A 17,674-nucleotide genomic window follows, 5' to 3' on the forward strand; every position below is an offset into this window, starting at 1 on the left:
TCGCCCAGCCAATAGCCGAGCCTATTTGTCAATGCCGTTATGCATGATGCTTACGATAATTTCCGGATGACTCTGGTGCTCAGCACCTCGGCTATGCCGAGGTGCGCTTCCGAACCAGACAGGATTATTCTCGGCTTTGCAACGATGTCGGGAGTTGGACGATGTGAAGTGTGTGGTTTTTGGGGCAGGACAAGACGCAATGACGTGGAATGGTCACTCCATTCAAAGGAGTTGCAACACAGCCGTATGCCGAAAAAAACCGCGCAATCCACCCCGAACTCACTGGCCAAAAAGGTAAAGGTTGAGTTGCACAAAAAAATTTGGAGTACTAAATCAAAATTAAAAAATGAGCGGTCAACTGCTGGATTTAGAATTATTTCCGGATTCAGTATCCATCGCTCCAATTTAGCGGAAGCGATATCCACGACTCACACTCTATCCTCTCTCCCTGTGTTTGACTCTTACGCGGTAAGTGAGCGTGGTCCTGCCATCCGCGGGAACGGATACTTTCCATTCAGCAACATCGGAAGCCACCTTGGTATGAGGCTGCGATTCCGATATCATGGTCCAGTCATCCGGCACCGGCTCCCGCACAGTCACCGTAACCGCCTCCTTCTTGGCATTCTTTAATACGATCTGATAAGCGGTTTCAAATACGACGTTATGGCGCCCTTCCCCGCCCCGCCTCTGGAAATCCGTCTGTTTCTTGTCGGCTGTCACATCGAACGCGTCGCCCAGCTTCAAACGAACCACCTCGTTCCTGGGTGTATGATCAATCTGGTCTTCTCCCACAAACTGGGCATTCCCCTGCGTATCCTTCTTGTAAACGCGGACTATCCCCTTGGGCAGCGGTACACCTAGGCCTTCGCCTTTATTCTGAAATTCGACAAACACGCCCACTTTCAGCTTCTGGCCCATATCGCCGTACTGGCCGAAATAATAATAATTTGCACCCGTCATCAGAAATTCTTTCCTGACCGGCACAGTGGTCGCGGACAGCAGCGCCACCTGCTTGGTTTGGTTTTCCGCCAACGTCGTGGTGCGCTGCAGCATATAAAGATGATACTCAAACAGCGACTCCTGCTTCATTTCCTCGACCTCGGCCGTCTTTGCCGCCATGGCCACCATGTCGCGCGACATGGGGGACGGTTTGCGCACCCGGTTCAGATCCCCGGCCACCAGTTGCAATCTGGCATTCGTATAGGTGGTTCCACTTTGGTTGGTCAAAGTAACCCAGCCATTAAAATCAAGTTGATCGTCGCGTTCATTCAGTTCGGCCACATAGTCGGCGTGCCATGACAACCCGGAAGTCAGGTAGGAAAGTTCAAGATTCTGTTCTCCTGCGATGGCATTAACGAGTGAGATGACCAGGGTCGGTTTATCGCGCAGGTTCTGCGGCACGCCGGAGAATGCCAGACGCCCCGGAATACCGGTTTCGATGCGATCGGCAAATTTGAGCACGGTGCCGCCATGAGTGGCAAGCACTGCAGCCGTTTCTCTGGTTTCCGCACCCGTTGCCGGATGGGTGCGAATGACCGTCACCTCCTTGCCAAGATACTTCTCCAGCAGCTTCTCGGGCGTCAGCAGATCAAAATCGAAATTCTGCTCCTGCAAGCGAAACCCGGCGGGATGAGTCACATTGCGCAACTGCGCCGTTTCGGGACGCATCCGGGCGGAAACCTCCCGCCAGGCCAGTTTATTAAAATCCCGTTCGAGTTTCACCCTGCGCGCATCCTTCACCAGGGCCAGATCATCATTGTAGATCGTAACAGCCACTTCCTTTTGTTCCACGGCGGTGGTCACTTTCTCATCTTTCTGGTCTCCGGGCGCTGCAACGCCCTGAGGATGAAACATTATCAGGCTTGCAGCCATCATGTTGACCGTCAATGTCTTCAGCATTTTTCCTCCAGGCATGGTTGGTTCATTTGTCCCAGATACCCCTGCGCGATGCGGTAATAGACTTTGCGCAGCGGCTTACCTTCCCGGAAGATTGTTCGCTCAAGTATCGGGCCAGGTTGCGCCAGCATAGAACCAATCCCGTGGCCTTGCCGGTTGCGCTCCAGTTCCTTGGGCACCATACCCACCAGAATGATGGGCCGGCTCGTCGGCGGATCAGGCGGATACCAGAAATCATACATGGCAGCCTTGTCGCCGAACAGATTTCGGGAGCGTATATCCATCGGCTCGCCGTTCTCGCTCTTGTTGTAAAAAGTCAGCGAAGTTGCCACCGACCATCGGCTCATGCCCACCACAATGGGCTTCTGGCCGGTCTGGCGTTGAACCGTTGCCACAATCTGCTCGACTTCATGGGTTGCTTCGCGCCAGAAATAGTGTTCGCCAAAACCCACGTAGGGGACGCCGGGAATGCCGAGCACCACATAGTGCAGCGCAAATGCATAGAGGAACAGAAAAACCGCGATGGTAGGCTTCCAGGCCGCACGCACGCGGCTGGCGAGGGTGCTCAACTCCCCTTCCTGCCCCATCATCCACGCCATTGTCGGCAGCAATGCCAGCCACACGGGGCCGGTCCAATGAAATTTGGGCGCACCGAACAGACTCAGGCAAAAAAATACCGCCAGCGGTACGCCGGTGAATACCCTCACAAACAGGCGGCACCTCGCCGTACGGGAATCGAGGCGGTCATCCCCCCCTGGCCCCAGCGCCATGGCCGCAGCCACCAGTCCTACCGGCGTCAGCATCAGCAGCATGTGGAGAAACAGCCAATGCAAGGAGAACTTGTTGCCTATTCCGGTGGCCCGCTCCGACTGGAACAGAATCGAGACCCAATTATGTTCCATGTTCCAGATAATGACTGGCGAGAACATCACCAGGGCAAGCCCGGCGGCGAGGTATGGTTGCGGACAGCGCAGCCAGCGGCGCGAGGCGGGATCAAGGATCACGAATAGCAATGCCGCCGGACCCAGCAGGCCCAACGTATACTTGGACAGTATCCCCAAGCCGAAGGCAATGCCCAGGCCCAGCCAGGCCCGATTGCCATCCGGGCCCAGCAGCATTCGTTCCATATAGTACAATGTAGCGGCCCACGCGGCCATCAGGGGTGCATCCGCTGTCATTAACATGCCCGGAACAAAGCCGAATGGCAATATGGCCAACAGCAGCACCGCGCGCATACCGGTCGTTTTATCGTACAGGTTACGCGCCAACGCATATAAGTAGCCCATGGCGATCAGGCCGCAGATAAAGGCCCCGACCCTGACACCGAATTCGTTATCGCCAGCGATGGCGGTACCCAGCCAGATCAGCCACGCCACCATGGGCGGGTGATCCAGAAAACTCAATTCCATATGTTGGGCGTAATTCCAGTAATACGCCTCATCGGGAATCAGCTGTGTCTCCCCCAGGTAGATCAGGCGCAGCAAGACGGCAAAAACGACAATACCGAACGAAGCTACCCGCCAGCGTACATCTGCCGGGGGAGAATTCTGCCGGACGGGAAGTACATAGAAGGCAGTACCGAGATAGTTTACGGCGGCCGTAAGCGCAACAGCGGGAAAAATGGCCAGCGTGGCGGGCACATGCCAACCATGGACCAGCAATGCCAGGATGCCGCCGCGCATCAGCAAGGCGAATAGCCCCACCATCAGGAAACGGCCAAAACGATGCCACTGCGGATAACCTGCGTGGAGGGGCGGGAATGACCATTTCGAATTGAGCGGGTAAGTCACCGCGGCGGCGGCGAAGAAACTCACGCTATGCGCCAGCGCGAGGCCGACGCCACGGCTCATGAACCACTGGAACAACAGAATGTCGATCACCGCGCCAAACAGCCCCACCGCAGCAAACCGGCCGGTTGTGCCAAAGGAAACCGTGCCCCCGGCTAGCGTCATCAGGCGTTGCAGATAAATCCATTGATGATGAAGCGACACCTTGAAGGTGCCATGTGCGCGATTGTGAAAGCAAACAGGCACTTCCACGACTCGGAGTTTACCCCCGCCGGCCATGAGGAGTTCGAGGAGGATTTTGTTTCCGCGAGCGTGTTCGGCAATAGTGGCGGCCAGCTGCCGGCGGAAGGCAAGGAATCCCGAGGACGCGTCACTCACATCACAGATAGGGCGGGTAAACCAGCCACCCATGCGCGCCAACCATTGATGGTGTAACGGCCATCCCACTGTACTGCCGCCTAATACATAGCGGCTGCCAACAGCCACGTCATGGCTGCCGTCCAGCACTGGGGCAACCAGAGCCGGCAGCCGCTCGGGCGGATGGCTGAGATCGGCATTCATCACGACGATGACATCGCTCTGCGCCAGCGACACACCAGCCAGAATCGAGCCTGTCAGGTCCGGCTTCTCGCGCCGCTCAACCAGTCTCACGTTCAGGTGGCTCTCCCAGGCGCGCACCCGGTCGGGAGTTCCATCACACGAACCGTCATCGACAAAAATGACCTCAAAACTACCCGGCGCCAGGTTCAAGGCAAACAGGCGGGTTAATAACGGATCAATATTATCTGCTTCGTTAAGCGTGGGAACCACCACGGAAAACTGCGCGGTGCTGGTTATAGCTGTATCGGACAGGCTGGATGACGTTGACGAGGGAGGACGTAAAGATAGAAAATGAGTTGTATCCAGCAATTTGGTTAAAATGGATTCAGATAATTGTGACTTCCCGCAAGATCATTTCTTTTAACAACGACACCTATCGAGTGAAGCGTAGCATAATTCATCAATCGGAGTACGGCCGATATGTGAGCCGGATAAGCGACAAAGGTTCGCGCTTGACCGCAACTTATCCAGAACAGTTGCTTCGCATAATTTATCTGAACAGCCTGATGTCCCTGAGCATACATGGGCAAGCGCACAAAAATGGCATCAAGCGGGAATTTTGAATATTTGGAGGTGCCCATATTTTGCTATGGTGTGCTAGTATTAGCACGGATTTAATTTAATCTATTATAGGGAGGTTCCATGAAAAATATGTTGAAACCGGTGCTGGTGATATCCGCGTTATTCTTTTTCTCATCCCAGGCAGCAATGGCCGACAGTTACCCGGAGAAAGTGGGCGATAAACTTGCACACGGCATTGCCAATACAGTCACCGGTATCGGAGAGATTCCCAAAAACATTATCATAGACACCAATCGAAAAGGCCCTGCGTACGGAATCCCGGTTGGCTTCCTGACCGGCATTATACATGGGATCGGGCGCACCTTGACCGGAGCGGTAGATCTGATCACGTTTATTATTCCCACCAAGCCGATAATTTACCCCGACTATATCTGGAAAGATTTCGATAAGGAAACGCATTACCATCCTGACTGGAAATTGCAGTAACGCTATTGGGTGCGGACTTCTTGATTTCATATTAAGGGAGCCCTGTGGCTCCCTTTTTTTGCCTCCGCACCGTATCTTGTAAAGAGCATGGATTACCTATCCACCAGGGATTGGCCGTATTAACCATTCAGCAGACTGGAATCCTGCAGTGCCCACCGCAGCAATGAAACATAATATCCTTGCAAACCATCCCGATGGCCTAACTGATGGGTGGGCGCAACAGATAGTTAACAGTCACTATCCCAACGTAATGGTATCAAGCGTCGCCATTGTTTCTGTTCAGGTCGGCACCACCACGCGAATCCGTCTCTCAGTTAAACATAACGGACCGGAAAAGCTGCCTAGGCAGTGGTTTGTAAAGCTGCCATCACTGGCATGGCGCGCGCGACTGATCACGGCATTACCAAGGCTGTTGCATACCGAGGTACGTTTCTATAATGAGGCAGCCCAAGCAGTTCCCGTTGCCATGCCCGGAATCCTGGCGGCGCAGAGCAGCCTTGGCAGGGGCGCCATATTGGTGCTCACCGACGTTACGGAATCCGGCGGGGTTACCGGTAATCCAGCGGACGCTCTGACTGTGGAACAAGCTTTACTGGTTGTTCAGCAGCTCGCCCGCCTTCATGCCCACTTCTGGAATAAGGCAGATCTCGAGAAAACCTACTATTGGCTGAATGGACCCGTTCGCCGCCTTGAAGACCACCTGGGCACAGCGCTGGCGGTTCCATTGATGAAACGGGGGTTACGTCAAGCGGGTAAGCTTATATCACGGCCTCTCCATGCGTCGGCTATACATTATGCGCAGCATCGCCGCCGAGTGATGCATTATCTTTCGAATACACCCCAGACACTGGTCCATCATGATTGTCATCCCGGCAATTTATTCTGGAGCCGATCCAAACCTGGCCTCCTTGATTGGCAACTCGTCCGTGTTGGCGAGGGGGTCGGTGATGTTGCCTATTTCCTGGCAACCGCGCTTGACCCCAAAGTCAGACGGCTTCATGAAGCAAATCTGTTGTCAATTTATGGGAAGGAACTTCGGGATCACGGAATCGCCGGCATCGACACCGAAAATCTTATGCGGAGATATCGGGCACACCTTACATATCCTTTCGAAGCAATGGTTGTGTCCCTTGCGGTCGGTGGAATGATGGAGTTGGAAAGCAATCATGAGCTCATTCGCAGAACTGCTGCCGCGATCGAGGATCTCGATGCCTTTTCCGCTATTCCGATATGATGTATTCATCCCCGTTCAAGGACGACGTCAAGGACATGCGTCGATTCGAGCTAGTATCCTTGACCGCTCACGCCTGACCCTGGATTATTCATACCGGGGTTACCCATGCCGGGATTGCTGATTCCAGGGGACGAAGATTGACTGCTGAATTTTTCCCTTCCCGCAGCCGCTTCCGCATTGATCTTCTGTGATGCCTCACGATATCGCGCTTGTTGGGCATTTGCAGAGTTTGCGATAGTCGAGGTGTCGGCATTTGCCTCCTTGATCATGCATTCATCGTAAGACTGAACCTGCTTCTGCCACTCGTTCACCGCTGCGATGCTTCGATTAATAGTATCCACGCTGCTGGAATCGACAGCAGGCGCCTCGGATAGCGTACCGCATCCGCCTGGCGACCAGCTCCCGTTGTTTAAAGTACCGGCGTTCGCCCCAAGCGCGACGGCAATAAGGGCAGGAGAGGTCAGAAGGACAATTCGCTTCATGATGTATTTCCTCCATCAAGTTGTTGATTATGGAATAGCAACCCTGGGAACGTATTCCGCATCCGGCATTTTATGCTTGCTCTTTTGATGCCTTGGCAACCAGCAGCCTGTCGAACTTTAAAGAAATCAGTTGCAATCCAGCTGCAAAAGATCTGGCCGATTCATATTTCATCACTTTTCAACCGACAGAACGATTGTTGGCCTTCAAAATCTTCAAAAACCGGTACTCGGCCAGTCACTTTTCACCTTGATTCTTTAAGACGAAGAGACCACACGATTCTTTAAAGCGGTTGAACAGCGTACTACGTCCATGACCAGGTGTCGAGCCATTGATTGGCGATCTTCCAGGATTATATGGTGGACGCGGGTGTTGCGCGTTTTACCGAAAATTGCGCTACACTGTAACAATTCGCAATGGATCACTGCTTAACTCATGATCCCCGCCAGAGGTTGCTTCTGGAACAATAATGACAGATACGCTCAAGAGCAGGCTTGAAATAATTGACGTTGATTGCGAAAGCACAACGAGAATCGAACTCGATAAGCTCTATGACAACGCATATTATGACGGCATTAAATTCCACATTCCATCGCCACAGGCCGCGGAGGCCATTTGGCTCAGGCTTATCGCCAGAAAGGAACAAGAATTTATTCAGGAGCTGACTCCGGCTCTGAAATCGCGAGCCACCATCCTGAGCAAGAATGACGCATCCGCCATTGAGGGGATGGTGAATGAAATATTTGCGGACGACCGCTACCTGGAACGGATGCAGGATTTCTACCGGGAGGTGACGAAAAAAGCAATGGTTTATGAATCTTCTTTCGATATGGATGCCAAACGACTGGAACTTCTCGACTCCACATATCGCATGGGCGCCGCCAACGCGCTTCGCAAAGCGCGGCGCAATGTCCTCGCGGAATTGGAGCCGTACACGCAGCCCGGCGCGCCGGAGGATGCTGGATTTTTATCCCAATGGCGGCACTATTCCAATCTGAGCCCATTGAGATCCATTACCACGGTTGCTCTATTAAGTTTAACCTCGTACCTTATTGCAGCTATCATCACGAGCGAGACATTTCAAAGATTACTGGAACGTTTTGGCTGGTCCGGCGGTACCGGTCTGTAAAACCCGCCGCTAAGCTGACTTTGACGCAGCGGTGGCGCGCACGTTGGCAATGATTGTCGCGGTTTGGCGTTTACCAAAACAAACCCCCGCCACAAGAACGGGGGCATCGGAAGAATGGCAGATAATCAGGTTAGATGCTTTGTTTTGCCACGCCTGTGCGTGGCAATAAAGCCTATCAACCCAAGACCTGCCAATAGCATGGCATAAGTTTCCGGTTCCGGAACGACGCTCACGGTGGGCGTTTGTGTCAGCGTAAAGGTATACGTGTTTCCCGCGCCTGGATCGAACATTTTAAGATTAAATCCCGCATTTATGGCCTCTCCGGCAGCCAATCCTTCGGTGAAATTCAGATCACGCGGACCGGTGGGGTGAAAAGGGTCTGGTTGAGCCACAGAAGGCGAAGCAAGCAGAAAATTACCTAGCATAGATGATTTGAAGCTGGTAAACACCACACCGTTACCCTTTACATCGGCCGGCTCAGTAATACTCAAGTGGAAATCAGTAAATGGCAAGGTCGTATTGTTGGTGATCAATCCAGTCACGTCGTAGGCTCCTCCATTGCCCGTACCGTGCGCTACCGTAAACGTCAGCGTAATCGGGCCGGCACCGGAAAAGACGTTGGAAAAACCCAGCGTGTTGGGATTAGTGGAATTGCTGAGAACAGAAAATGACTCCAGCCCTGGTCCGCTGGCCGTCACACTGGTAATAACACCCGAGGCCGTTGCAGTGGAAACCATTCCCGCTAACGCTAAAGCCGCTATAACAGATTTTGACAAAATATTCATATCTCTCCTAATCGATCATGACTAAACTGCCGGGTAGATAATATTACCCCGTCGGAATACTCGTGAACCAAGTCCCAAAACCAGGAAGAAATCATGGGGCACATGATAAACCAAGCAATTATCATGCCAGAAAAATGAAGCCCTAAAAGCGGTAAAATGTAATAAAAGTGCCATAAGGGTCGCAGCGACAATCTCATTATGGCTCAATGGATATGCCATAGAAATTAATCTTTAATCCAAGTAACTGAATTGTAATTAATATTAACCAGAGCCTAAGTTCAATTGAGGCGCTAGTCTTTTACTTCTGTTTACAAATGGATTTGTCGAAAAATATTACGGTATGAATTCGATGGTGCCGACGCGGTATCGTGTGCATACGCTGAGTTATATCGAGGGTAAGAGCGCAATTACAATTATGGAGGCCATCCAGGAACTTCACGGACGAGAATTTCGGGACCCGTGGTTTATTTATATCGGGTGTTGGACTGGGATGAGGTGATGATTAGAGAGCACATCCGCCACCAGGGGGACGAAGTGGCCGCTATGATGGACTCAGGCTTGACACCGGTTTCTTGACCTCGAGTGACTGGCAAAAATAAGCCCCCGGCTCTACCGGAGGTCATTCAACCCTGCTACATGCCGTCGGTCAGCTGATTTTAAATCAACTGCCTCCCGTAATCCGCATGGTAGCTCACATCCCGTTCAAATCTTCAACTGCAGCGAGCACCATACCCGTTCCAGCGGCGATCAGAAGAACATCCGCCGCAACACGTACGTAACGGTATCCGGGACCGGGATATCCCAGTTGTCCAATCAAGTGCGGGGGCAAATCATAAAAGGTCACGCCCCGCGGCAGCGGATAACCTACTCTCCATTTTTTCGCCTGTCCCGGCGGCATGCAACCGTTGTACTTCTTTGCCAGCCCGGGTGGGCAACGTCCGCTCTGGAACCGGGGCCTGAAATAATCCGAAAGGATAGTGCGTTGACGATCGTCAAAATGACGAATTGCACGTCCGCCCCCACGATACTGATTTCCATCCTGGTAATTTTGATAATTTTTTTCGTGTTTGCGGCCTTTATGCTGACCTCGCTTACCCGCCTTGTGGTTCCCTGCTCCCATGGGCTTTTCAGCGGAAACAGGCATGGGGATGAAAGATAGTGACAGCGCAATGGTGGGAATAAGAAGATTCAGGAAAATTTTAAGCATGATAAGTGATTATGGATTCCGTAATTGGAAACCGTCGTCTCCACCGATTGGTTCTGCAACGGCCGACATAATGCCCTAACGCGCCGCCAAGCCGGACGTTTACATCATCTCTGCAATGGGCAGGAATCAGCCGGAAAAATGAATAGCATGATAACGTTATTTGCGTGGACTGCAATATCATAGAAAACGAGTCTCGTTGCCCGTAGCGATCGGAAATGGAAATGCTACCCCTTCAACCAATTATCCAGCTTCAGGCGCAATTCTTCCAACGGACGATAGCCGCCGGTGAGTACGCGGCAGCCCGTTGCATCCTGCATGATCACCGCAGGGAAGCCGTGCACGCCCCATTGACGCGCTTCTTGAAAATGGCCAAGGGTTTGGCTCCTTGCAATATCGGATTCAAACACTTGCAAAAAGTGGTGCGCGTCCAATCCAGTGTCCGCGGCTAACCGCGTCAGCACAACAGCAGTGGTTACATCCTGCTGTTCAATATAAAAAGCGGATTGCACCGCCTTGAAAAATGGAAAAACCGTGTCGGAATTGATGATGGACGCCGCGACTACACCACGGCTGGCAGGTTCGGTATCGTAGATGAATCCTGACGGCATTGCGCCTTCGAAGCGAAATGGCTGTCCCGTCAGACGATGCACCGCTTGCCAATGGCGCAATATTGCCTCGCGTTGCGTGGAAGGCATGGGCTCTTTCGTGCCCGGCCGCAAGCCCCCAAGCAACAATTCCATTTTCAGACGAACCCCATACTCGCAACGAATTGCCTCGATCACAGGCGAGAAACCCCAGCACCATGAACACATCGGGTCAGCGATATACCACAGGGTTTTTTCATTCATCACGAGCCGCTTTCGTCCATTCGATCAGTTTGACCAGCGGAAGAAAGTATAGCCACACATCCATCGTATGGATATCCACCCGTGGATGCAAATGAGCAGATCAAGACACTGACGGACTAATCCATCCGTCTGCTGAGTGAAATTACGCGGCAGCCCGCGAGGCTTTCTTGCGCTCGTGTTCCTGCAGGAAACGCTTGCGGACACGAATGGTCTTGGGCGTGATCTCCACCAGCTCATCGTCGGCGATGAATTCGATCGCCGACTCCAGCGTGAGCTGAATCGGTGGGGTCAGGGTCACGGCTTCGTCGGTTCCCGAAGCACGTACGTTGGTAAGCTGCTTCCCCTTGATGGGGTTGACAACCAGATCATTATCGCGGCTGTGAATACCGATTACCATGCCTTCATACAGGCGATCGCCGGGACTGACGAACATGCGCCCACGCTCTTGCAATTTCCACAACGCGTAGGCCACAGCCTCGCCCTGCTCGGCGGAAATCAGTACGCCGTTGCGGCGCGCAGCGATTTCCGGCCGCATGGGCGCATATTCATCGAACACGTGACTCATGAGCCCTGTGCCGCGCGTCATGGTCATGAAGTCGGATTGAAAGCCAATCAGTCCGCGCGCGGGAATACGGTAATCGAGCCGCACTCTTCCGCGTTCATCCGACACCATATCCTGCAAATCACCACGGCGCGCGCCCAGCGCCTCCATAACCGCCCCCTGATGGGATTCTTCCACATCCACGGTCAACATCTCGAACGGCTCGCATTTGACACCGTCTATTTCGCGGATCACCACATGGGGGCGCGACACCGCCAGCTCATAGCCTTCGCGCCGCATACTTTCGAGCAGAATAGTCAGGTGCAACTCACCTCGCCCGGAAACCAGAAACGAGTCGGTGTCGCCGGTATCCTCCAGCTTCATCGCAACATTGGTAAGCAGCTCTTTTTCAAGGCGCTCACGCAATTGCCGGCTGGTAACGAATTTGCCTTCCTTTCCGGCAAAAGGTGATGTATTCACTTGAAAATTCATTGTCAGCGTGGGCTCATCCACCATAGACATCGGCAACGCTTCGGGCTGATCGATATCAGCCAAGGTCGTACCGATACCAAGTTCCTCCACCCCATTGATCAAGACAATGTCGCCCGCCAGCGCCTCCTCCAACTGCACGCGTTCGATGCCACGAAAACCCAATACCTGATTGACCCTGGCTTTCTTCGGCGCACTATTTCCCGCCAGTACCATTACGTCCTGGCCAGGCTTGAGCCGGCCGCGGCTGATGCGGCCAATACCGATGCGCCCGACAAAACTGGAATAGTCCAGCGCGCTGATCTGCAGCTGCAGCGGTTCATCGGGATTGCCGACGGGTGCCGGAACGTGCCTGAGTATGGTGTCAAACAGCGGGCGCATATCGGTGTTGGCCTGTTTCAAATCCATCATGGCGTAGCCGTTGAGTGCCGAGGCATAGACCACAGGAAAATCCAGTTGCTCTTCATTCGCTCCCAGCTTGTCGAACAAATCGAAGGTGTGGTTCACCACCCAGTCCGGGCGCGCGCCGGGACGGTCGATCTTGTTGACCACTACGATGGGATGCAATCCGAGTGCCAGCGCTTTTTTGGTGACGAAACGAGTTTGCGGCATGGGACCCTCGACCGCGTCCACCAGCAGCAGCACGCCATCCACCATCGATAGCACGCGCTCCACCTCACCGCCAAAATCGGCATGGCCGGGCGTATCCACGATATTGATATGCACGCCTTCGTAGTCCACCGCACAGTTCTTGGCGAGTATGGTGATGCCGCGCTCGCGCTCAATATCGCTGGAATCCATCACCCGCTCGGCAATGTGCTGGTGCGCGGCGAAAGAACCCGCCTGATGCAATAGCTTATCCACCAATGTGGTCTTGCCGTGATCGACGTGGGCGATGATAGCGATATTGCGAATGGATCTTGACATGCGGAAATCCTTGGTTGGAACGGCAAAAGGGCAGAATTATAACAGGTAGCGGGGAAGTTCGCCCGTATCATGTACGGACCCTTGATGCTCGGTTGGTTCAATGGAAAGCAGCTGAGGGCCAGCTTATCAGAAGATGAACAAGCGGTTCATCCCCGCAAGCCCTGCACCAGCGGCAGGATAATCTTTATACTCGCCTACTGTTTCAATCGGATTACCGAATGGAAATAAACGAAAACCCCCGGATTACCCGGGGGTTTTGTCGCAAAAGCGGGAATTCGGCCAGAAATTTCCTGCTCCCGCCCATTTTTGCGGCTGATTTTCTTTCTGGCTTAACCTTCTCCTACTTGCCTGCAGGCTTGCTTTCGTTTCTGAGCACGGTGGGTCCGGTAAGCGTAATATCCCTGCGGAGCTGCTGCATATCCACAGTATGGCTGTTAACACCCTCAACCTTTTCGAGATCATCCGTCGACTTGAATGAGCCCGCCTTTGAACGATAGTCGATGATCGCCTTGGCTTTGGCGGCGGTGATGCCTTTGAGAGTCTGAAGCTCGGCCTGGGTAGCGGTATTGATGTTGACGGCCGCGTAAGCGCTACCGGTAAACGTTAGCAACGTGACAATGGTAATAAGCGACTTTTTCATGGGTACTCCTCGTGTTAAAAATAAATGGCATACAACGAAAAACTCTTATCGAATAAAAATATCTGGCAGACTCAGAACCTCCATCCGAGACCGACACCGAAGAGCATCGGATCAAGATCCATGGCTTATTTTCACGCCCGCATCATTCCCGGGTTACGCTCAGGGATAAATACAGTTGCATAGCGTGGTTTTTCGAGAGGGTGCCAGGTTCTCCTTCATTTTTGTCCGTGTTCCAGGATCGATATCTTTAGAAACCGATTCCAAGATAACCGCCGGCAGTCACGCCATCGATTTTGATGCCGTCATTTCTGCCACTGGTCAGGTGATAACGGGCATCAACGCCAACATACAAATCTTTCCAGATTCTGTAATCGGCACCGGCACCAAACATGACCCCGGGAATCAATACCGTAATGGACTCGGACGGAGGGCTGATCACATGGATACCCAAGCCCGCGGGGATAATCCAGGGTCTGAATCTGTAGCCCTCCAGAAATTTGATTTTCGGCGCTGCCGTCAGCGTAAATTGGCTGACATTTACGCCAGCTCCTGGAGCGGGAAGCGCGTTGCCTCGTACCTTGGAACCGTACTCCTTGTATTCGAACATCACTTCAGACATGACACTCGTTTTTGGCATCAAACCCCAGGCATCGTTTGTCAGGTTAAAGTCAAAACCCGCTCCGATATACCATGCATCTCTATCTGCCTGCCCTCCGGCGCCGCCAAGACCGCCGCTTTGTATGGATACACCGTTACGGAGCTCATTGCTGTGCGCAAAACCGCCGCGGAAAAACAGCATATGCGATTTGCTGTCCGGACGTTTCCCCACCGATGCCGCAACCTCTTCAATTCTCGTCACCTTCTGCGCTTCCAGGGTTTGCCGTTTCTCCATCGAAGTGGACCTTTCCTCCATTTTCATGAGCTTCTGCGTATCCCGGGCAGATTCGGATTTCAGCTGGTTCAGTTCACTCCGAATAGCTTGCATACTTGCTTCCAATTGTTTGAGGGAGCGTTCCAAAGCTTCGGTTTTTGCATCCTGAGCCGAAGCCTGCGGCGCAACCGTTGCCATGACAATGGCGAGCGAAGCGGCGGCAACACTGACGGACAGCCGCGTCTTGTCAAAGAACCGTTTCATTCAATTTTCCTCCATGGTTTATCGGATTTTATTGGTTACTGATTCAGCCATAGCATTGGCGGAAAGTGGCGGGGAAACTCCAGACAAGACGGCAAATTACGGTTTTTTCATGATGTGTCCGCCACTCGAGTGTTGCCATGCCATGCCATGCCATGCCCTGACCCAGGGCCAAGCGAGTCAATCCCCTCCGGCCTCGATGCGATTGACCGCCACCACCAGCGGCAAGCGAAAGTTCGGACGGGAGAAGTCACGGGATTCGGCTCATGCAAACTGCATTACGGTAAGGCAACTATGGATTCACGAATTAAAGATAATCGGATTCTCATATCCGATAGCGAATGATATGGCGCCTCAGGAAATAAGAACCTGACGGATGTCATCTTCTGTGTACTTTTTTGCGAAAAGAGTGAATACCAGCCAACCTTGCCTGTTTCACGAAGAGACAGGGCCTGGAGTTTGACCGGATCAGTACCCGGGGGAGAACGAGAGTGAGGTGGAACGAGAGGTTAGGACGCCTCTGAATAACGCTCTGAATTCGTCAATAGGCGTGAGACGGTGGCCGATAGCGGATTCCGAAGGACAGGATGCCCTATAGACAATAAGGAAAGGGGCGGCCAAAGCACGAATGGTCGACGCCCTTCGATCGGTGCCAAGATCGCCTGACAAGGCAGAACACTCGTAAAGCACCGTCCCGAGAGGGTCACGGCACGGAGTGCCCATTCAGAGCTCCGTTAATAGCTCCAGGCAATCCGTGCGCTTTTTCTCTTACTTGGCTACTGGTCGAATCAGGGTGGGACCGGTGATCGTAACATCCTTGCGTAGGTCTCGCATATCGATTGTGTCATCCACCTTTATCAAATCGTCCGTCGCCCTGAACGCACCCGCTTTTGTGCGATATTCAATGATCGCCTTGGCTCTGGCGGAAGAGATGCCTGGAAGAGTCTGAAGCTCGGCCTGGGTAGCGGTATTGATATTAACGACTGCGTGAGCAGCACCGGTAAACGCCAACATTGTGACAAGGGTAATAAGCAATTTTTTCACGAACTTTCCTTTAAATTAAAAAACAATGGGTAATATAAAATTCTTCATCACAGGACTATGAAAGACCTCATGGGGGAAAAAACAAACGAAGAAAACCCCTACGCAGAATAGCAGTAATTTGCAACTTTCCCTCCCCTAAATTTCTCTGAACGATACACATTAGCCCTGATGTTTCATAAATTCGCGTGATGATTACGCAGGATTTTGTTTCGTAGAGAGATTCCATGAAAAAGCGGCGTAGTTATTCATACGCCCGACTGAACAAGATTTCCATAAAAAAAACAAAAGACCAGCAAGGACGCGCGTCAATTTATGAGACATTCGAGTTAAGGGTTAGGAATAATCAGACTCATGTTCCCGGAATCACAGCGCATTCCGGCCATGCCAATGAGCATTTGCAACTATCACTTTTGCGGCCTTTCACTGGAAATGGCTGATTCCCAACCGCATAACTTCGGAAATAACGATAGACGAGCGCCGGGAACGGCATGCATCAACCGCACCGGAAAGAAAAACCCTTACCAGGACGTGCATAAAACCAGCGGAGATCATTAATCCGATGAAACCGGAATTTCTCTGTCCTGAGACAGGGGCATGAACTTGTGAGTCAGGCCTTGAGATCGGAACCCACGATGTTCCGCAAATCCCTGGAAGGCCTATGACAGGCGATCTGCTGCAAACGCTCCACATCGTTTAGCTTGATATGCCGGCACTCGCTGCTAACGAGCCCGTCATCCTGAAACCGTGCAAATATGCGGCACACGGTCTCCTCCGCGATTCCCAGGTAATCGCCAATATCACTGCGGGACATGCTCAGGTTAAATTCGGTAGCTGAACAATGGCGCTGCGCGAATTGCTGCGACAGGTTGAGTAAAAAAGCGGCAAGACGCTCATCGGCGTTGTGCTTGCCAAGCAGCAGCAGTAATTCCTGGCTGTGACGGATTTCCGCGCTCATGATCTTGAAAATTTCGTACTGGATGGCAGGATCTTCCCTGGCCAATTCCTCGAAACGATCTACCGAAACTTCGCAGACGGAAGTGACTCCCGTTGCCCGAGCCTCGCAGTTGTGTTGCCGATTTCCGATGGCGTTCAGGCCCAGCAATTCTCCCGCTATGTGAAAACCCATCACTTGAACCTGCCCGTCTTCAGTACTGACACAGGTTTTTACCGACCCGCCGCGAATGACGTAGATATACTCAAGAGATTGCCCCATGCGATATAGAACCTCGCCGCGTTTAAATACCTGCTTCTTTTTGACGACTCGCTCGAGTAACGAAGCATCGCCAGTTTTCAGCCATAAGGACATGCATAATTGATAAGCGCCGCAATTCCTGCAATCGATCGGCACACCTGCGGGTTCTGCGGTGAGGGGTAGCATTTTTAGCGCGCGCTCTGGCATGTCGGAACCTGTTGGCAATAAAATTCACAAACTACGTGGGGAGCTTCAGGTCTCCCAAAACCGCCCCGGGGAAATCCGTGAGTTGATATTTACCGCTTGCCACCATCTCGGCAAGCATTTCCAGCGTCTGATTTTGCAGCAGCTTCACGATCTCCTGCTTGATCGGCCACCATTTCGTATGCATCGGGCAGGCGGTTTTGTCGCTGCAAACCTTGAGTCCCAGCACGCAGCCTTCCGTGAATTCCGGGCCCTCGGTCAGCCTGACAATTTGCATCAGGTTGATTTTATCGCTCTTTTCCCGCAAGCAGAAGCCACCTTGCTTGCCACGAAAAGAATATAGCAGATTACCCCTGCACAATTCCTGCAAAATCTTGGCCAGATAAGTAGGCGGCGAGTTCAGGTGTTCGGCAATCGTACGATTCAATACCGCTACACCGGGCGGCTGCGTGGCCATGTATATCAGGGCCTGAATAGCATACTGGGTTGTACGGGACAGGATCACTGCGAAAGTATCGCGCAAGCATTGTA

The 17,674-nt window shown here is 52.6% G+C and carries 16 protein-coding genes; 3 read left to right on the plus strand and 13 right to left on the minus strand.

All coding sequences use genetic code 11. The annotated features are described in order from the left end of the window. Nucleotides 1–435: 435 nt before the first annotated feature. Together EBAPG3_RS11660 and EBAPG3_RS11665 are read right to left on the minus strand one after the other, a co-directional pair. Nucleotides 436–1,899, minus strand: coding sequence for a DUF4139 domain-containing protein (locus EBAPG3_RS11660; RefSeq protein WP_040852106.1), 1,464 nt, complete (start codon nucleotides 1,897–1,899; stop codon nucleotides 436–438). Then, complete coding sequence (locus EBAPG3_RS11665) at nucleotides 1,893–4,496, minus strand: glycosyltransferase family 39 protein (protein ID WP_004177491.1); 2,604 nt, start codon at nucleotides 4,494–4,496, stop codon at nucleotides 1,893–1,895. Before EBAPG3_RS11665 ends, EBAPG3_RS11660 begins: the two co-directional genes overlap by 7 nt. A gap of 429 nt (nucleotides 4,497–4,925) precedes the next feature. Here EBAPG3_RS11665 and EBAPG3_RS11675 point away from each other — a divergent pair, with 429 nt between their 5' ends. Together EBAPG3_RS11675 and EBAPG3_RS11680 are read left to right on the plus strand one after the other, a co-directional pair. Then, nucleotides 4,926–5,291: an exosortase system-associated protein, TIGR04073 family gene (locus tag EBAPG3_RS11675; protein ID WP_004177494.1), complete on the plus strand. Its 366-nt coding sequence runs from the start codon at nucleotides 4,926–4,928 to the stop codon at nucleotides 5,289–5,291. A gap of 163 nt (nucleotides 5,292–5,454) precedes the next feature. Then, nucleotides 5,455–6,525 (plus strand): phosphotransferase, encoded by a 1,071-nt coding sequence (locus EBAPG3_RS11680; protein WP_040852110.1) that lies wholly within the window; start codon nucleotides 5,455–5,457, stop codon nucleotides 6,523–6,525. A gap of 50 nt (nucleotides 6,526–6,575) precedes the next feature. On the opposite strand, the gene EBAPG3_RS11685 is transcribed toward EBAPG3_RS11680, so the two are convergent. After that, on the minus strand, nucleotides 6,576–7,007 hold the full coding sequence (locus EBAPG3_RS11685) for a hypothetical protein (protein WP_004177497.1): 432 nt from the start codon (nucleotides 7,005–7,007) through the stop codon (nucleotides 6,576–6,578). A 467-nt stretch (nucleotides 7,008–7,474) separates the two neighbouring features. Here EBAPG3_RS11685 and EBAPG3_RS11690 point away from each other — a divergent pair, with 467 nt between their 5' ends. Continuing rightward, nucleotides 7,475–8,134, plus strand: coding sequence for a hypothetical protein (locus EBAPG3_RS11690; RefSeq protein ID WP_004177498.1), 660 nt, complete (start codon nucleotides 7,475–7,477; stop codon nucleotides 8,132–8,134). A 125-nt stretch (nucleotides 8,135–8,259) separates the two neighbouring features. On the opposite strand, the gene EBAPG3_RS11695 is transcribed toward EBAPG3_RS11690, so the two are convergent. The 10 genes from EBAPG3_RS11695 to EBAPG3_RS11740 form a co-directional block, all read right to left on the minus strand. Then, the gene (locus tag EBAPG3_RS11695) at nucleotides 8,260–8,919 is read right to left on the minus strand and encodes a PEP-CTERM sorting domain-containing protein (protein WP_040852112.1); all 660 of its coding nucleotides are present in this window, start codon (nucleotides 8,917–8,919) and stop codon (nucleotides 8,260–8,262) included. 691 nt (nucleotides 8,920–9,610) lie between these two features. Continuing rightward, nucleotides 9,611–10,126: a hypothetical protein gene (locus tag EBAPG3_RS11700; RefSeq protein WP_004177506.1), complete on the minus strand. Its 516-nt coding sequence runs from the start codon at nucleotides 10,124–10,126 to the stop codon at nucleotides 9,611–9,613. 224 nt (nucleotides 10,127–10,350) lie between these two features. Next, nucleotides 10,351–10,974, minus strand: a complete 624-nt coding sequence (locus EBAPG3_RS11705) for a DsbA family protein (protein WP_004177507.1) — start codon at nucleotides 10,972–10,974, stop codon at nucleotides 10,351–10,353. A gap of 142 nt (nucleotides 10,975–11,116) precedes the next feature. Next, entirely contained in the window at nucleotides 11,117–12,931 is a 1,815-nt protein-coding gene (gene typA, locus EBAPG3_RS11710) for a translational GTPase TypA (RefSeq protein WP_004177510.1), read from the minus strand. 340 nt (nucleotides 12,932–13,271) lie between these two features. Next, nucleotides 13,272–13,571 carry a ComEA family DNA-binding protein gene (locus tag EBAPG3_RS11715; protein WP_004177514.1) on the minus strand — a complete coding sequence of 100 codons (300 nt, stop codon included), beginning with the start codon at nucleotides 13,569–13,571 and terminating at the stop codon, nucleotides 13,272–13,274. A gap of 247 nt (nucleotides 13,572–13,818) precedes the next feature. Then, the gene (locus EBAPG3_RS11720; protein WP_004177516.1) at nucleotides 13,819–14,706 is read right to left on the minus strand and encodes a hypothetical protein; all 888 of its coding nucleotides are present in this window, start codon (nucleotides 14,704–14,706) and stop codon (nucleotides 13,819–13,821) included. 43 nt (nucleotides 14,707–14,749) lie between these two features. Then, nucleotides 14,750–14,887, minus strand: coding sequence for a hypothetical protein (locus EBAPG3_RS15230; protein ID WP_161493801.1), 138 nt, complete (start codon nucleotides 14,885–14,887; stop codon nucleotides 14,750–14,752). 584 nt (nucleotides 14,888–15,471) lie between these two features. Further along, the gene (locus EBAPG3_RS11725; protein ID WP_004177520.1) at nucleotides 15,472–15,747 is read right to left on the minus strand and encodes a ComEA family DNA-binding protein; all 276 of its coding nucleotides are present in this window, start codon (nucleotides 15,745–15,747) and stop codon (nucleotides 15,472–15,474) included. Between the two features lie 607 nt (nucleotides 15,748–16,354). After that, the gene (locus tag EBAPG3_RS11735; RefSeq protein WP_004177524.1) at nucleotides 16,355–17,146 is read right to left on the minus strand and encodes a transcriptional regulator FNR; all 792 of its coding nucleotides are present in this window, start codon (nucleotides 17,144–17,146) and stop codon (nucleotides 16,355–16,357) included. Nucleotides 17,147–17,177: 31 nt separating this feature from the next. Next, a complete protein-coding gene (locus EBAPG3_RS11740) occupies nucleotides 17,178–17,648 on the minus strand; it encodes an RrF2 family transcriptional regulator (RefSeq protein WP_040852137.1) in 471 nt (156 codons plus the stop codon). Nucleotides 17,649–17,674: the final 26 nt, after the last annotated feature.

It is taken from the genome of Nitrosospira lacus (assembly GCF_000355765.4).
Taxonomy (GTDB): Bacteria; Pseudomonadota; Gammaproteobacteria; order Burkholderiales; family Nitrosomonadaceae; genus Nitrosospira; species Nitrosospira lacus.

Excerpts from the sequence above, each read along its gene's own strand:
- EBAPG3_RS11660 (WP_040852106.1), bottom strand. The coding sequence starts at position 1,899 with ATGCTGAAGACATTGACGGTCAACATGATGGCTGCAAGCCTGATAATG.
- EBAPG3_RS11675 (WP_004177494.1), top strand. The coding sequence starts at position 4,926 with ATGAAAAATATGTTGAAACCGGTGCTGGTGATATCCGCGTTATTCTTT.
- EBAPG3_RS11680 (WP_040852110.1), top strand. The coding sequence starts at position 5,455 with ATGAAACATAATATCCTTGCAAACCATCCCGATGGCCTAACTGATGGG.
- EBAPG3_RS11685 (WP_004177497.1), bottom strand. The coding sequence starts at position 7,007 with ATGAAGCGAATTGTCCTTCTGACCTCTCCTGCCCTTATTGCCGTCGCG.
- EBAPG3_RS11690 (WP_004177498.1), top strand. The coding sequence starts at position 7,475 with ATGACAGATACGCTCAAGAGCAGGCTTGAAATAATTGACGTTGATTGC.
- EBAPG3_RS11695 (WP_040852112.1), bottom strand. The coding sequence starts at position 8,919 with ATGAATATTTTGTCAAAATCTGTTATAGCGGCTTTAGCGTTAGCGGGA.
- EBAPG3_RS11700 (WP_004177506.1), bottom strand. The coding sequence starts at position 10,126 with ATGCTTAAAATTTTCCTGAATCTTCTTATTCCCACCATTGCGCTGTCA.
- EBAPG3_RS11705 (WP_004177507.1), bottom strand. The coding sequence starts at position 10,974 with ATGAATGAAAAAACCCTGTGGTATATCGCTGACCCGATGTGTTCATGG.
- typA (WP_004177510.1), bottom strand. The coding sequence starts at position 12,931 with ATGTCAAGATCCATTCGCAATATCGCTATCATCGCCCACGTCGATCAC.
- EBAPG3_RS11715 (WP_004177514.1), bottom strand. The coding sequence starts at position 13,571 with ATGAAAAAGTCGCTTATTACCATTGTCACGTTGCTAACGTTTACCGGT.
- EBAPG3_RS11720 (WP_004177516.1), bottom strand. The coding sequence starts at position 14,706 with ATGAAACGGTTCTTTGACAAGACGCGGCTGTCCGTCAGTGTTGCCGCC.
- EBAPG3_RS11735 (WP_004177524.1), bottom strand. The coding sequence starts at position 17,146 with ATGCCAGAGCGCGCGCTAAAAATGCTACCCCTCACCGCAGAACCCGCA.